A 14,746-nucleotide genomic window follows, 5' to 3' on the forward strand; every position below is an offset into this window, starting at 1 on the left:
TCGTCACTGGTACGTCCGTACAACGCAAAGGAGTCTGCATGGCTGGTCCTGGAATCAAATTGATTGTTGGCTTGGGCGTGTGTGCGGTGTTGGCGGGGTGCGGTGACAAGAAGCCCGAGGAAAAAGCCTTGCCACGGGTTTTCGTGCAGCAGGCCATACCTTCCGAATACGCCGCCTCGGTGACGCTTACCGGCGATGTCCAGGCTCGCGTGCAAGCTGACCTGTCGTTTCGTGTCGGCGGCAAGATCATCGAGCGCAAAGTCGACGTCGGCGACCGGGTCTCGGCCCGGCAAGTGCTGGCCCGGCTCGATCCGCGGGACCTGCAGACCAACGTCGACTCCGCCGAGGCCCAGGTGGCCGCCGAACAGGCGCGGGTCAAGCAGAGTGCGGCGGCATTTGTGCGCCAGCAGAAGCTCTTGCCCAAGGGCTATACCAGCCAGAGCGAATACGACGCGGCCCAGGCGCAACTGCGCAGCAGCCAGAGCGCGCTGACGGCGGCCCAGGCACAACTGGCCAATGCCCGCGAACAGCTGAGCTACACCGCACTGATCGCCGAGGCGCCGGGCATCATCACGGCGCGCCAGGCCGAAGTGGGCCAGGTGGTCCAGGCCACGGAGCCGATCTTCAGCCTGGCCCGGGACGGTGAGCGCGACGCGGTGTTCAACATCTACGAGTCGCTGCTGAGCGAACCGCCATCGGCGCCGGACATCGTCATCAGCCTGCTCGACAACCCTGCCATCAAGACCACCGGTACGGTGCGCGAGATTACGCCGGCGGTGTCCGCCGAGACCGGCACCGTGCAGGTCAAGGTCACGCTCAACGACTTGCCCGAAGGCATGCGCCTGGGTTCGGTGGTCAGCGCCACCGCCAAATCCGCAGGAAAAACCGCCGTGGAGCTGCCCTGGTCGGCACTGACCAAGAATCTCAGTGATCCGGCCGTGTGGCTGGTGGACGGCGAAGGCAAGGCGCAATTGCACAACGTCACCGTCAGCCGCTACCTGACCGGCAAGGTCATCGTCAGCGACGGGCTCAAGGGCGGCGAAAAAGTCATCATTGCCGGCGGGCAGTTGCTTCATCCGGGCATGCGCGTCGAGATCGCTGAAAACAGCTATGAGAAAAACCCGCCAGGAGCCCAGCCATGAAGCGCCTGTGGATGGTCGCGGCCGGCCTGTTGCTGGCCGCCTGCTCGAAAGAAGAAGCACCGCCGGAGCCGGTGCGGCCGGTGTTGTCCATTGAGGTCCGGGCCTTGGACCAGCAGGCTCTGGGACGCTTCGCCGGGAATATCCAGGCGCGCTACGAAACCAACGTGGGTTTTCGTGTGCCGGGGCGCATCGCCAGTCGCAACGTCGATGTCGGCGCGGAAGTGAAGAAGGGCGACCTGCTCGCAACCCTCGACCCCACCGACCAGCAGAACCAGTTGCGCGCCGCCCAGGGCGACCTGGCGCGGATCGAGGCGCAGTACATCAATGCCCAGGCCAACGCCCGTCGCCAGCAGCAATTGTTCGACCGTGGCGTCGGTGCCCAGGCACAACTGGACATCGCCCAGACGGACCTGAAGACCACCGCTGCCTCCCTGGAACAGGCCAAGGCCACGGTGGAACAGGCCCGCGACCAGCTCAACTATAGCGAACTGCGTACCGACCATGACGCGGTCGTCACCGCCTGGACGGCCGAGGCGGGGCAGGTGGTGACCGCCGGCCAGCAAGTAGTGACGCTGGCCCGCCCGGACGTCAAGGAAGCGGTGATCGACTTGCCCGCCGGGCTGGCCGAGCGCCTGCCCGAGGATGTGGTGTTCAAGGTCGCCGCGCAACTCGATCCGGCGACCCACACCACGGCCATCGTGCGCGAGATCGAGCCTCAGGCGCAAAGCGCCACCCGTACCCGCCGCGCGCGCCTGACCCTGACCGATACCCCGCCGGGCTTTCGCCTGGGCACCGCCATCGGCGTGACCCTGAGCTCGGCCATCGAACCGCGCATCGAGCTGCCGCTCAGCGCGTTGCAGGAAGTCGACGGCAAGGCGCGAATCTGGCTGATCGACCCGCAGAGCCAGACAGTCTCGCCACGAGAAGTACAGATTATCGAGCGATCGGCCGGATCGGTCCTGGTCGCCAACGGCATCAAGCCTGGCGACCGCGTGGTCAGCGCCGGGGTGAACAGTCTCCAGCCGGGGCAAAAAGTGAAACTCGACGAGGACGCACGATGAAAGGGCCTTTCAATTTATCCGAATGGGCCCTGCGGCATCAGTCTTTCGTGTGGTACCTGATGTTCGTCGCATTGCTGATGGGCGTGTTCTCGTACATGAACCTGGGCCGCGAAGAAGACCCGTCGTTCACCATCAAGACCATGGTCATCCAGACCCGCTGGCCCGGCGCGACCCAGGAAGAAACCCTCGACCAGGTCACCGACCGCATCGAGAAAAAACTTGAAGAGCTTGATTCCCTCGATTATGTGAAGAGTTACACCCGGCCGGGGGAGTCGACGGTGTTCGTGTATCTGCGCGATACCACCGGTGCGGAGGAAATCCCGCAGATCTGGTACCAGGTGCGCAAGAAGATCGACGACATCCGCGGCGAATTTCCCCAGGGCCTGCAGGGGCCGGGGTTCAACGACGAGTTCGGCGATGTCTACGGCTCCGTGTACGCCTTCACCGGCGACGGCCTGTCGATGCGTCAGTTGCGCGATTATGTCGAACAGGTGCGCGCCGAGATCCGCGACGTGCCCGGCCTGGGCAAGGTGGAAATGGTCGGCGAGCAGGACGAAGTGCTGTACCTGAATTTTTCCACGCGCAAACTCGCCGCACTGGGCATCGACCAGCGCCAGGTGGTGCAGAGCCTGCAGTCGCAGAACGCCGTGACCCCGGCAGGGGTGATCGACGCCGGGCCGGAGCGGATCTCCGTGCGCACGTCCGGCCAGTTCCAATCGGAAAAGGACCTGGCCAACGTCAACCTGCGACTCAACGATCGTTTCTATCGCCTCGCCGATATCGCCGACATCCGACGTGGTTATGTCGACCCCGCCACGCCGATGTTCCGCTTCAACGGCACGCCGGCGATCGGTCTTGCCATTGCCATGAAGAAGGGCGGCAACATTCAGGAGTTCGGCAAGGCGCTGCACGCGCGCATGGATGAACTGACCGCGGACCTGCCGGTGGGGGTCGGTGTGCATACGGTGTCGGACCAGGCCGAAGTGGTGGAGGAAGCCGTTGGCGGCTTCACCAGCGCCTTGTTCGAGGCGGTGATCATCGTTCTGGTGGTCAGTTTCATCAGCCTCGGCATCCGCGCCGGGCTGGTGGTGGCCTGCTCGATCCCGCTGGTGCTGGCGATGGTGTTCGTGTTCATGGAATACAGCGGCATCACCATGCAGCGGATTTCCCTCGGTGCATTGATCATCGCCCTTGGTCTACTGGTGGACGATGCCATGATCACCGTGGAGATGATGGTCACGCGCCTGGAAAAAGGCGATTCCAAGGATCAGGCCGCGACGTTTGCCTATACCTCGACCGCCTTTCCGATGCTCACCGGGACCCTGGTGACCGTGGCCGGCTTCGTGCCCATCGGCCTGAACGCCAGTTCGGCTGGCGAATACACCTTCACCCTGTTCGCGGTGATTGCCGTGGCGATGCTGGTGTCCTGGATCGTCGCGGTGCTGTTCGCCCCGGTGATCGGCGTGCACATTCTCAGTCCCAACGTAAAGCCCCACAGCAACGAGCCGGGACGGGTCGGACGGGCCTTCAACGGTGGCCTGCTGTGGGCGATGCGCAATCGCTGGTGGGCAATCGGCATCACCGTGCTGCTGTTCGCACTGGCGGTATTCTGCATGCGCTTCGTACAGAACCAGTTCTTCCCGTCCTCGGACCGCCCGGAGATCCTGGTGGACCTCAACCTGCCGCAGAACGCCTCGATGGACGAGACGCGCAAGGCGGTTGATCGCCTGGAGGCCACCCTCAAAGGCGACCCGGACATCGCGCGCTGGAGCACTTACATCGGCGAAGGCGCCATTCGCTTCTACCTGCCGCTGGACCAGCAACTGCAGAACCCGTACTACGCGCAACTGGTGATTGTCAGCAAGGATCTGGAGTCGCGTGCGGCTCTCAGCGAACGCCTGCAAAAGCGCCTGCGTGAAGATTTCGTCGGCATCGGCAGCTACGTGCAGGCGCTGGAAATGGGCCCGCCGGTCGGTCGGCCGATCCAGTACCGGGTCAGCGGCAAGGACATCGACCAGGTGCGCAAGCATGCCATCGAGCTTGCCACCGAACTGGACAAGAACTCGCACATTGGCGAGATCATCTACGACTGGAACGAGCCGGGCAAAGTACTGCGCATCGACATCGCCCAGGATAAGGCGCGGCAACTGGGATTGTCTTCGGATGACGTGGCCCGGCTGATGAACAGCATTGTCAGCGGCTCGCCGGTGACTCAGGTCAACGACGATATCTACCTGATCGACGTGGTGGGTCGCGCCGAAGACGCCGAGCGCGGTTCGCCGGAAACCTTGCAGAACCTGCAGATCGTCACACCGGGCGGAACCTCGATTCCGCTGCTGGCCTTTGCCACGGTGCGCTACGAACTGGAACAACCGCTGGTATGGCGTCGCGACCGCAAGCCGACCATCACCATCAAGGCTGCCGTGCGCGATGAAATCCAGCCGACGGACCTGGTGCGGCAGCTGCAACCGGACATCGACAGGTTCGCCGCCAAATTGCCGGTAGGCTACAAGGTCGCCACCGGCGGCACGGTGGAGGAAAGCAGCAAGGCCCAGGGGCCGATCGCCAGCGTGGTGCCGCTGATGTTGTTCCTGATGGCAACGTTCCTGATGATCCAGTTGCACAGCGTGCAGAAATTGTTTCTGGTGGCCAGTGTCGCGCCCCTGGGCTTGATCGGCGTGGTCCTGGCGCTGGTGCCGACGGGTACGCCCATGGGCTTTGTGGCGATCCTCGGGATCCTTGCGCTGATCGGCATTATCATCCGCAACTCGGTGATCCTGGTGACCCAGATCGACGAATACGAACGTGACGGCTATGAACCCTGGGATGCGGTGGTGGAAGCGACCGAGCACCGGCGCCGGCCGATCCTGTTGACGGCGGCGGCGGCGAGCCTGGGGATGATTCCGATCGCCCGGGAAGTGTTCTGGGGCCCGATGGCCTACGCGATGATCGGCGGGATCATTGTCGCCACGCTGCTGACGCTGCTGTTCCTGCCAGCGCTGTATGTGGCCTGGTACAAGATCCGCGAGCCCAAGCGCGAGTGACACGGCTGCGGCATATCCAACATCAATGCAAGCTGACCCACCGCTTTCGCGAGCAGGCTCGCTCCCACAGGGGATTTGGGACTGACACGAATTTGATGTCTATTGGGAGACCAGTGTGGGAGCGAGCCTGCTCGCGATGGCTGCGGCATATCCAACATCAATGCAAGCTGACTCACCGCTTTCGCGAGCAGGCTCGCTCCCACAGGGATTCCAGGACTGACATGGATTTGATGTCCAGTGAAGATCAGTGTGGGAGCGAGCTTGCTCGCGATGGCTGCGGCACATCCAACCTCAATGCAAGCTGACCCACCGCTTTCGCGAGCAGGCTCGCTCCCACAGGGGATTTGGGGACTGACATGGATTTGATGTCTATTGGGAGACCAGTGTGGGAGCGAGCTTGCTCGCGATGGCTGCGGCATATCCAACATCAATGCAAGCTGACCCACCGCTTTCGCGAGCAGGCTCGCTCCCACAGGGGATTTGGGGATGGGCATGGATTTGATGTCCAGTGGAGATCAATGTGGGAGCGAGCCTGCTCGCGATGGCTGCGGCACATCCAACATCAATGCAAGCTGACTCACCGCTTTCGCGAGCAGGCCAGCCCGGTCGCTCTGATTTTTACTTGCGCAACAACCGCAACCCATTGAACACCACTAGCAAGCTCACCCCCATGTCGGCAAATACCGCCATCCACATGGTGGCGAACCCGGCGAAGGTCACCGCAAGGAAAATCGCCTTGATCACCAACGCCAGGGCGATGTTCTGCTTGAGGATGCTCGACGTCTGCCGCGACAGCCGGATGAATGCGGGAATCTTGCGCAGGTCGTCGTCCATCAGCGCTACGTCAGCGGTCTCGATGGCGGTGTCGGTGCCGGCCGCCGCCATGGCGAAGCCGATTTCCGAGCGGGCCAGGGCCGGGGCATCGTTGATGCCGTCGCCCACCATGCCGACCCGGTGACCCTCGGCATAGAGCTTCTCGATGACTTGCAGCTTGTCTTCCGGCAACAGGTCGCCGTGGGCTCGGTCCATGCCCACCTGTGCGGCAATCGCCTCGGCGGTGTGGGCGTTGTCGCCGGTCAGCATCAGCGTCTTGATGCCCAGGTCATGCAACTGCCGGATCGCTTCGCGGCTGGAGTCCTTGACGGTATCGGCCACGGCAAACAGGGCCAGAGGCCTGGTGCTGCCGAGCAGCAGCACGACGGACTTGCCTTGTTTTTCCAGGGCGAAGAGTTTCGCTTCCAGCTCGGGAGAGCACAGGCCCAGGTCTTCCACGAGGCGATGGTTGCCCAAGTGATAGGTCTGGCCGCCGATGTCGCCGCGAACGCCGCGCCCGGCAAGCGCCGCGAAGTTATCCACAACCTGCTGCGCCAGTTGTTTATCCACAGCCGCGTGGGCAATCGCCCGGGATACCGGATGGTCCGACCGCGCCGCGAGGCTGGCGGCCAGGGCCGGTGCGGTGGTTTCCACGCTCGGGTCGAGTGCCAGGTAGTCGGTCTGCACCGGTTTGCCGTGGGTGATCGTGCCGGTCTTGTCCAAGGCCAGGTAATCGAGTTTGTGGCCGCCCTCCAGGTACACGCCGCCCTTGACCAGGATGCCTTTGCGCGCCGCTGCCGCCAGGCCGCTGACGATGGTCACGGGGGTGGAAATCACCAGTGCACATGGGCAGGCGACCACCAGCAGGACAAGCGCCCGGTAGATCCAGTCGAACCAGACTGCGCCCATGAACAGCGGCGGGATGACGGCCACAGCCAAGGCCAGGGCAAACACCGCCGGGGTGTAGATTGTCGAGAACCGGTCAACGAAGCGCTGAGTCGGTGCCCGGGCCCCCTGGGCCTGCTCCACGGCATGGATAATCCGCGCCAGGGTGGATTGATCGGCCGCGGCGGTCACGGCGTATTCCAGTTCGCCGGCCTGGTTGATGGTGCCGGCAAACACTTTGTCGCCCACGGTCTTGTCCACCGGCAGGCTTTCCCCGGTGATCGGCGCCTGGTCGATGGTCGAACGGCCTGCGACCACATCGCCATCCAGCCCGACGCGTTCACCGGGGCGAACCCGCACCCGCGCGCCAAGGGCGATGCTCTTCACTTCCTGGACCTGCCAACTGCCATCGGCCTGCTGCACGGTGGCCTGTTCCGGCGCCATCTGCATCAGGCCGCTGATGGCGTTGCGCGCACGGTCGAGGGACTTGGCCTCGATCAGTTCGGCCACGGTGAACAGGAACATCACCATCGCCGCTTCCGGCCATTGGCCAATCAACACCGCGCCGGTCACGGCGATGCTCATCAAGGCGTTGATGTTCAGGTTCAGGTTCTTCAGGGCGATCCAGCCCTTCTTGTAGGTGGCGAGGCCACCGCTGAGGATCGACACCAGCGCCACCAACGCGACGACCCAGTTCGGCGCCGCGTTGGTGAAGTGAATCATCTCGGCGCCCAATGCCGTGACGCCGGACAACGCCAGCGGCCACCATGGTTTGGCTGGGGCGGGCGGGGTGTGAGTCGGTTTGTCCTGGCCAGCCGTCAACGGTTCCGCCTGCATTCCCAAGGACTCGATGGCCTTGATGATCGGCGTGTCGCTGGGCAGGTCATGGGTTACGCCCAGCACACGGTTGATCAGGCTGAATTCCAGTCGCTGCACGCCTTCAAGTTTGCCGAGCTTGTTCTGGATCAGTGTCTGTTCGGTAGGGCAGTCCATGGCTTCGATGCGAAAACTGCTCAGCCGCGCACCGTCCGTCGGCGTTTTGTCGAGCGTGACTACCGCCGGCGCTGCTTTGGATGAGCAGCAGGAGTGCCCGTGCTCATGGCCATGGGCGGGTCGGGGTGTATGGATGGAATCGTTCATCGGGTTACGTCCGTGAAAAGTGCCTGTTGCGCAGTAAAGACCCTGTAGCCACTATAGGGTCAAGCACCTATTTGGAGTTCATCCGATGAAGATTGGCGAACTGGCGAAAATCACCGACTGCCAGGTCGAGACCATCCGCTATTACGAACGTGAGGGGCTGCTGCCGGAACCGGCCCGCAGTGACGGCAATTATCGCGTCTACACCCAGGCCCATGCCGAGCGGCTGACGTTCATCCGCAACTGCCGGACCCTGGACATGACCCTGGAGGAAATCCGCAGCCTGCTGGCCTTGCGCGACAGCCCCCAGGACCAATGCGAGAGCGTCAACGCACTGATCGACGAACACATCCACCACGTCAAGGCGCGCATCGACGGCCTGCAGGCCTTGCAGGCGCAACTGATCGACCTGCGCCATCGCTGTGGCGAAGGGCCGGATCTTGAGCAGTGTGGGATCTTGCAACGGTTGGAGGTGAGCGGGGCGGTGGCGCCGGAGGTGGAGCATTCACATGTGGGCAGGAGTCATGGGCATTGACCTGATTTTGAAATAACGGAGACCAGGTGGGAGCGAGCCTGCTCGCGAAAGCGGTGGATCAGTCACATAATTTGTATGTGATGACGCTTTCGCGAGCAGGCTCGCTCCCACAGGGGAGACGGGGTGTTTTTTAGACCGCCATCGGCGCGGTCATCGGCGCATGGTGTTGGTAGCCTTCGAGGGAGAAGTCGCTCGGTTCGACCTGCTCCAGCCACTCGGGCTGGTATACGCCGGTCTTGGCAAACTCCGGCACGCGCTCGGAAATCACCAGTCGGGGCATCGGGAACGGCTCGCGCGTGAGCTGTTCATTGAGCATGTCCAAGTGGTTTTCGTAGACGTGGGCATCGCCGATGAAATAGGTGAACCAGCGCGGCGTATAACCGGTCAGGCGACCAATCAGGCTTAGCAGCGCGGCGCCTTCGGTGAGGTTGAACGGCGTGCCCAGGCCCAGGTCGTTGGAGCGGATGTAGAGGGTCAGGGAGATTTCCCGGGTCTCGACATTCGGATGGAACTGATACAGCAGGTGGCACGGTGGCAGGGCCATTTCATCGAGCTGGGCGCAGTTCCAGCCGTGAAACAGGATGCGCCGGCTGCCCGGGTCCTTGATGATGGTGTCGACGCACTGGCGAACCTGATCGATGGCCTTGTACAGCACCACGTAGGCCTGGCCGTTTTCTTCGCCTTCGGCGATCTGCCGATAACCCTGGGCCAGCGTCTGCTCGATGGCGGCCGGGTTGCTCAGCGGGATCTGCTTGTAGGCCGGCCACTTGCGCCATTGCACGCCGTAGATCTCGCCCAGGTCGTCCTCGCCCTGGCGGAACGGATTGGCCAGCCATTGCGCGTTTTCGTTGGCGTTCTGGTCCCAGACCTTGCAGCCCAGGGCCCGGAATTCGGCGGCATTGTTCACGCCACGCAAGAAACCGCACATCTCGCCGATCGCCGACTTGAAGGCCATCTTGCGCGTAGTGATGGCGGGAAAGCCTTCCTTCAGGTCATAGCGCAGCATCGCGCCAGGGAAACTGATGGTGTTCACGCCGGTGCGGTTGGCTTGCTTGGTGCCGTTCTTGATGACGTGAGCCACCAGGTCGAGATATTGCTTCATGGGTTACCTGTGTCCTTGAACCCGGGGTCAGCGCCCCGGGGTCCGAATTTTAAACCTTGGCCGCCGCAGCCGGTGCACGGTTATAAGCCAGCCAGATCAGCGCCAGACCACCGATGATCATCGGCAGGCATAGCACCTGGCCCATGGTCAGCCAGTTCCACGCCAGATAGCCGAGCTGGGCGTCCGGTACGCGGACGAACTCGACGATGAAACGGAAGATCCCGTAGAACAGCGCAAACATGCCCGACACCGCCATGGTCGGCCGCGGCTTGCGCGAGAACAACCAGAGAATCAGGAACAGTGCCACGCCCTCCAAGGCGAACTGGTACAGCTGCGACGGGTGACGCGGCAGTTGGGCCGGGTCGCTGAACGGCGGGAAGACCATAGCCCACGGCACGTCCGTAGGCTTGCCCCACAGCTCGGCGTTGATGAAATTGCCGATGCGCCCGGCGCCCAGGCCGATCGGCACCATCGGCGCGACGAAGTCCATCAGTTCGAAAAACGACTTGTTGTTGCGCTTGCCGAACCACAGCGCCGCCAGCATCACGCCGATGAAGCCCCCGTGGAACGACATGCCGCCCTTCCAGACTTCAAAGATCAGTGTCGGGTTGGCCAGGTAGGCGCTCAGGTCGTAGAACAGTACATAACCCAGGCGCCCGCCAACGATCACGCCCATGGACAGCCAGAACACCAGGTCCGAGAGCTTCTCTTTGTTCCAGGTCGGGTCAAACCGGTTGAGCCGGCGCGAGGCCAGCCACCAGGCACCACCGATACCGATCAGGTACATGAGACCGTACCAGTGGATTTTCAGCGGGCCGATGGCCAGGGCAACCGGATCGATCTGCGGGTAAGGCAGCATTGATATTCCTCGTGAACGTCAAAAATACCCGGGCGAAGCTGCCACCTCGGGATTAAGCCAGGATTGCGTCAGAGCAGGAAACTCAAGCCCACACTGAACAACAAAGCGGCGAACAGCCGCTTGAGCAAGCGCGGCGACAGGCGATGGGCCAGTCGCGCGCCGAAACGGGCGAAGATCATGCTCGTCAGGGCGATGCCCAGCAGTGCCGGCAAATATACAAAACCGAGACTATGGGGCGGCAACAGCGGATCCTGCCACCCCAGAATCATGAAACTTAACGCACTGACCAGGGCGATGGGCAGCCCGCAGGCCGACGAAGTCGCCACCGCTTGTTGCATCGGCACGCTGCGCCAGGTCAGGAACGGCACGGTCAGCGAACCGCCGCCGATACCGAAAATCGCCGAGGCCCAGCCGACAACCGTGCCGGCCAGGCCCAATCCGACCTTGCCCGGCACGGTACGGCTGGCCTTCGGCTTGAAATCCAGCGCCAGTTGCAGGGCAACGAGCATGGCGAATACGCCGATGATTTTTTGCAGATGCGGGCCGGAGATCGCTTCGGCGGTAATGGCGCCGAAACCGGCACCGATCAGGATCCCGACGGTCATCCAGGTAAAGATCTGCCAGCGCACCGCGCCTTTGCGGTGATGCTCGCGTACGGCATTCACCGAGGTAAAGATGATCGATGCCAGGGACGTACCGACAGCCAGGTGCGTCAACACCTGCGGGTCGAAACCCTGCAAGGTGAAACTGAACACCAGCACCGGGACGATGATCATCCCGCCGCCGACGCCGAATAGCCCGGCGAGTACACCGGCACAGGCGCCGAGCAGCAGATAAAGCAGAAATTCCACCAGCGTCGCCTCGACCATCGCAAACAAGAGCGGCATGGTAACGGATCGAGGGCCCTGGGCTCCACTGAAGGCGATGGATGCGTTGGTGATGTGTGGGTAAAGTAGGCACCACGAAAGCGGAGCTCGGATTTTTCACAGGACAACCTGATGTGCCTGATCGTATTTGCCTGGCGGCCCGGCCACGCCCAGCCGCTGATCGTGGCGGCTAACCGCGACGAGTTCTATGCGCGCCCGACGCTGCCACTAGCGCAGTGGCCTGACGCACCGCACGTGCATGCCGGTCGCGACCTGGAGGCGGGCGGCACCTGGCTCGGGGTCGGCGCCGGGGGCCGCTTTGCCGCGCTGACCAACATCCGCGATCCTGGCCAGCTCCCGGCGTTCAAGTCTCGCGGCGAGCTGGTGGCGCGGTTCCTGACCGGGAACCTGTCGATCATCGATTATCTGAGCGAAGTCGTGCCGCGCGCCGGCGAGTACGGTGGCTTCAACCTGCTGCTGGGCGATGGTGCCGAACTGTGGCACTACAACGCACGCGATACACGCCCGCAGTTGTTGGCCGAAGGGATCTACGGATTGTCCAACGCCGGGTTGAACACGCCCTGGCCGAAATTGCTCAAGGCCCGGACGGCGTTGAGTGAGGTGCTGCATGACCCGCAACCCCAAGCGCTGCTGACGCTGTTGAACGATCCGCAACCGGCCCCGGTGGCCGAGCTGCCGGACACCGGCGTGGGACTGTCCACGGAAATGCTGCTGTCGAGCGTGTTCATCGCCAGCCCGGCCTACGGGACGCGGGCGAGCACGGCGCTGATCGTTAATGCTGACGGGACGCGGCAGATGGTCGAGCGCAGTTTCGGGCCGCATGGGGGGCATTTGGGGGAGGTGGAGCTGCTCGTTTAATGCCGACGATAACCCCGCGGCGAGGGAGCTTGCTCCCGCTGGGCTACGAAGTAGCCCCAAAGCTTTTGGGCGGGCTTCGCCCGCCAGCGGGAGCAAGCTCCCTCGCCACAAATGCTCGCCGCGGGATCTAGAGGGTCTTGTTCGAAGCCGGGTTGATCATCCGCGCCAACCCAAGGTTTTTCAGCGCCAACTGCAAGGAGCTATGGATCACCTGCGGATTGTCGATGGTCATCAGCTCCGCCAGCAGCTCCTGGGCCTTGCTGAGGTTGATCTGGCGCAGCATCCATTTCACTTTCGGCAGGTTGGTGGCGTTCATCGACAGGCTGTCGAAGCCCATCGCCATCAGCAGCACCGCCGCCGCCGGGTCGCCAGCCATTTCGCCACAGATGCTCACCGGCTTGCCCTCGGCATGGGCGTCGCGAACGACGTTCTGCAAGGCTTGCAGCACGGCCGGGTGCAGGTAGTCGTAGAGGTCGGCCACCCGTGGGTTGTTGCGATCCACGGCCAGCAGGTACTGGGTCAGGTCGTTGGAGCCTACCGACAGGAAGTCCACCTGCCGCGCCAGTTCCTTGGTCTGGTACACCGCTGCCGGAATCTCGATCATCACGCCCACCGGCGGCATGGGTACGTCGGTGCCTTCGTCGCGCACCTCGCCCCAGGCCCGGTGGATCAGGTGCAGGGCTTCTTCCAGCTCATGGGTGCCAGAGATCATCGGCAACAGGATGCGCAGGTTGTTCAGGCCTTCGCTGGCCTTGAGCATGGCGCGGGCCTGGACCAGGAAGATTTCCGGATGGTCGAGCGTGACGCGGATCCCGCGCCAGCCGAGGAACGGGTTGTCTTCCTTGATCGGGAAGTAGGACAGCGATTTGTCGCCGCCGATGTCCAGGCTACGCATGGTCACCGGTTGCGGATGAAACGCGGACAATTGCTCGCGGTAGATCGCCAGCTGTTCCTTTTCGCTGGGGAAACGCTGGTTGATCATGAACGGCACTTCGGTGCGGTACAGGCCCACGCCCTCGGCGCCACGCTTCTGCGCCCGGGCCACATCGGCCAGCAGGCCGGTGTTGACCCACAGCGGCATGCGATGGCCATCGAGGGTTATGCACGGCAGGTCGCGCAGGGCATCCAGGCCCAGGGAGAGTTGCTTCTCTTCCTCCACCACATCGGCGAATTGCTTGCGCAACACGTCGCTGGGGTTGGTGTAGACCTCGCCGTGGTAGCCGTCGACGATCATCTGGATGCCGTCGACCTTGGAATACGGCAGGTCCACCAGGCCCATGACCGTGGGAATGCCCATGGCCCGGGCCAGGATCGCCACGTGGGAGTTGCCCGAGCCCAGTACCGAGACCAGGCCCGCCAGCTTGCCTTCCGGCACTTCGCCGAGCATCGCCGGGGTCAGCTCTTCGCTCACCAGGATGGTGTTGTCGGGGTAGACCAGGGTCTGCTGACGCTCTTGCTGCAGGTAGGCGAGCAGGCGGCGACCGAGGTCCTTGACGTCGGAGGCGCGCTCGCGCAGGTAGGCGTCGTCCATCAGTTCGAAACGGTTGACGTGGTCGGTCACCACCTGGCGCAACGCGCCCTGGGCCCATTGGCCGGTCTTGATGACCGTGGTCACTTCGCTGCCCAGGGAGGCATCGTCAAGCATCATCAGATAGACATCGAACAACGCGCGCTCTTCAGGCCGCAGTTGCGTCGCCAGCTTGGCGGACAGGGCGCGCATGTCGGCTCGCACGCCTTCGATGGCGGTCTTGAACAAGCCCAGCTCGGCATTGATGTCGGCGATGGTCTTGTCCGGCACCACGTCGAGGTCGGCGGGTGGCAGCATGACCACCGCGGTGCCCACCGCCGCGCCGGGTGAACCCGGCACGCCGACGAACTTGGCTTCCTGGATGCCCTTGCCCTGGCGGCCCAGGCCGCTGATCGAGCCGGTAGCCTCGGCGTGGGCGATAACGCCGGCCAGTTGCGCGCTCATGGTCACAAGGAAGGCTTCTTCGCCCTCGTCGAACTGGCGGCGCTCTTTTTGCTGGATGACCAATACGCCGACGACGCGGCGGTGGTGAATGATCGGCGCGCCGAGGAACGATGCGTAGCGCTCTTCGCCGGTCTCGGCAAAGTAGCGATACCGCGGGTGATCGGCGGCGTTTTCCAGGTTCAGGGGTTCTTCCCGGGTACCGACCAGGCCGACCAGGCCTTCGTTGGGCGCCATGCTGACCTTGCCGATGGAGCGCTTGTTCAGGCCCTCGGTCGCCATCAGCACAAAACGGTTGGTCTCGGGGTCCAGCAGATAGACCGAGCAGACCTGGCTGCCCATGGCCTCTTTGACGCGCAATACAATAATCCCCAACGCCGCCTTGAGATCCTTGGCGGAGTTAACTTCCTGGACGATCTTGCGCAGCGTATTGAGCATGGCTCGGGGTCGAACT

The 14,746-nt window shown here is 63.3% G+C and carries 10 protein-coding genes; 5 read left to right on the forward strand and 5 right to left on the reverse strand.

Annotation, left to right across the window (positions count from 1 at the left end):
• Window positions 1-38: 38 nt before the first annotated feature.
• Genes M1E16_RS01020 through M1E16_RS01030 form a run of 3 tightly spaced genes read left to right on the forward strand, consistent with a single transcriptional unit; the run spans window position 39 to window position 5,247 of the window.
• Window positions 39-1,142, forward strand: a complete 1,104-nt coding sequence (locus tag M1E16_RS01020) for an efflux RND transporter periplasmic adaptor subunit (RefSeq protein ID WP_458128992.1) — start codon at window positions 39-41, stop codon at window positions 1,140-1,142.
• On the forward strand, window positions 1,139-2,203 hold the full coding sequence (locus M1E16_RS01025) for an efflux RND transporter periplasmic adaptor subunit (protein ID WP_458128993.1): 1,065 nt from the start codon (window positions 1,139-1,141) through the stop codon (window positions 2,201-2,203). Before M1E16_RS01020 ends, M1E16_RS01025 begins: the two co-directional genes overlap by 4 nt.
• The gene (locus tag M1E16_RS01030; RefSeq protein ID WP_434696220.1) at window positions 2,200-5,247 is read left to right on the forward strand and encodes an efflux RND transporter permease subunit; all 3,048 of its coding nucleotides are present in this window, start codon (window positions 2,200-2,202) and stop codon (window positions 5,245-5,247) included. Before M1E16_RS01025 ends, M1E16_RS01030 begins: the two co-directional genes overlap by 4 nt.
• 618 nt (window positions 5,248-5,865) lie before the next feature.
• On the opposite strand, the gene M1E16_RS01035 is transcribed toward M1E16_RS01030, so the two are convergent.
• Window positions 5,866-8,085, reverse strand: coding sequence for a heavy metal translocating P-type ATPase (locus M1E16_RS01035; protein ID WP_458128994.1), 2,220 nt, complete (start codon window positions 8,083-8,085; stop codon window positions 5,866-5,868).
• An 85-nt stretch (window positions 8,086-8,170) separates the two neighbouring features.
• Here M1E16_RS01035 and cadR point away from each other — a divergent pair, with 85 nt between their 5' ends.
• The gene (gene cadR / locus M1E16_RS01040; protein ID WP_434570409.1) at window positions 8,171-8,617 is read left to right on the forward strand and encodes a Cd(II)/Pb(II)-responsive transcriptional regulator; all 447 of its coding nucleotides are present in this window, start codon (window positions 8,171-8,173) and stop codon (window positions 8,615-8,617) included.
• A gap of 130 nt (window positions 8,618-8,747) precedes the next feature.
• Here the strand turns inward: cadR and M1E16_RS01045 are convergent, their stop codons facing one another.
• The 3 genes from M1E16_RS01045 to M1E16_RS01055 all read right to left on the reverse strand — a co-directional run bounded on the left by M1E16_RS01045 (window position 8,748) and on the right by M1E16_RS01055 (window position 11,429).
• On the reverse strand, window positions 8,748-9,719 hold the full coding sequence (locus M1E16_RS01045; RefSeq protein WP_305497569.1) for a thymidylate synthase: 972 nt from the start codon (window positions 9,717-9,719) through the stop codon (window positions 8,748-8,750).
• A 49-nt stretch (window positions 9,720-9,768) separates the two neighbouring features.
• Complete coding sequence (gene lgt / locus M1E16_RS01050; RefSeq protein WP_434570407.1) at window positions 9,769-10,578, reverse strand: prolipoprotein diacylglyceryl transferase; 810 nt, start codon at window positions 10,576-10,578, stop codon at window positions 9,769-9,771.
• 68 nt (window positions 10,579-10,646) lie between these two features.
• The gene (locus tag M1E16_RS01055; protein ID WP_305501400.1) at window positions 10,647-11,429 is read right to left on the reverse strand and encodes a sulfite exporter TauE/SafE family protein; all 783 of its coding nucleotides are present in this window, start codon (window positions 11,427-11,429) and stop codon (window positions 10,647-10,649) included.
• A 147-nt stretch (window positions 11,430-11,576) separates the two neighbouring features.
• On the opposite strand from M1E16_RS01055, the gene M1E16_RS01060 reads away from it, so the two are divergent.
• Window positions 11,577-12,323: an NRDE family protein gene (locus M1E16_RS01060; protein WP_458128995.1), complete on the forward strand. Its 747-nt coding sequence runs from the start codon at window positions 11,577-11,579 to the stop codon at window positions 12,321-12,323.
• A gap of 127 nt (window positions 12,324-12,450) precedes the next feature.
• Here the strand turns inward: M1E16_RS01060 and ptsP are convergent, their stop codons facing one another.
• Complete coding sequence (gene ptsP / locus M1E16_RS01065) at window positions 12,451-14,730, reverse strand: phosphoenolpyruvate--protein phosphotransferase (RefSeq protein WP_305497566.1); 2,280 nt, start codon at window positions 14,728-14,730, stop codon at window positions 12,451-12,453.
• Window positions 14,731-14,746: the final 16 nt, after the last annotated feature.

This window comes from Pseudomonas sp. Z2-11 (assembly GCF_054161305.1).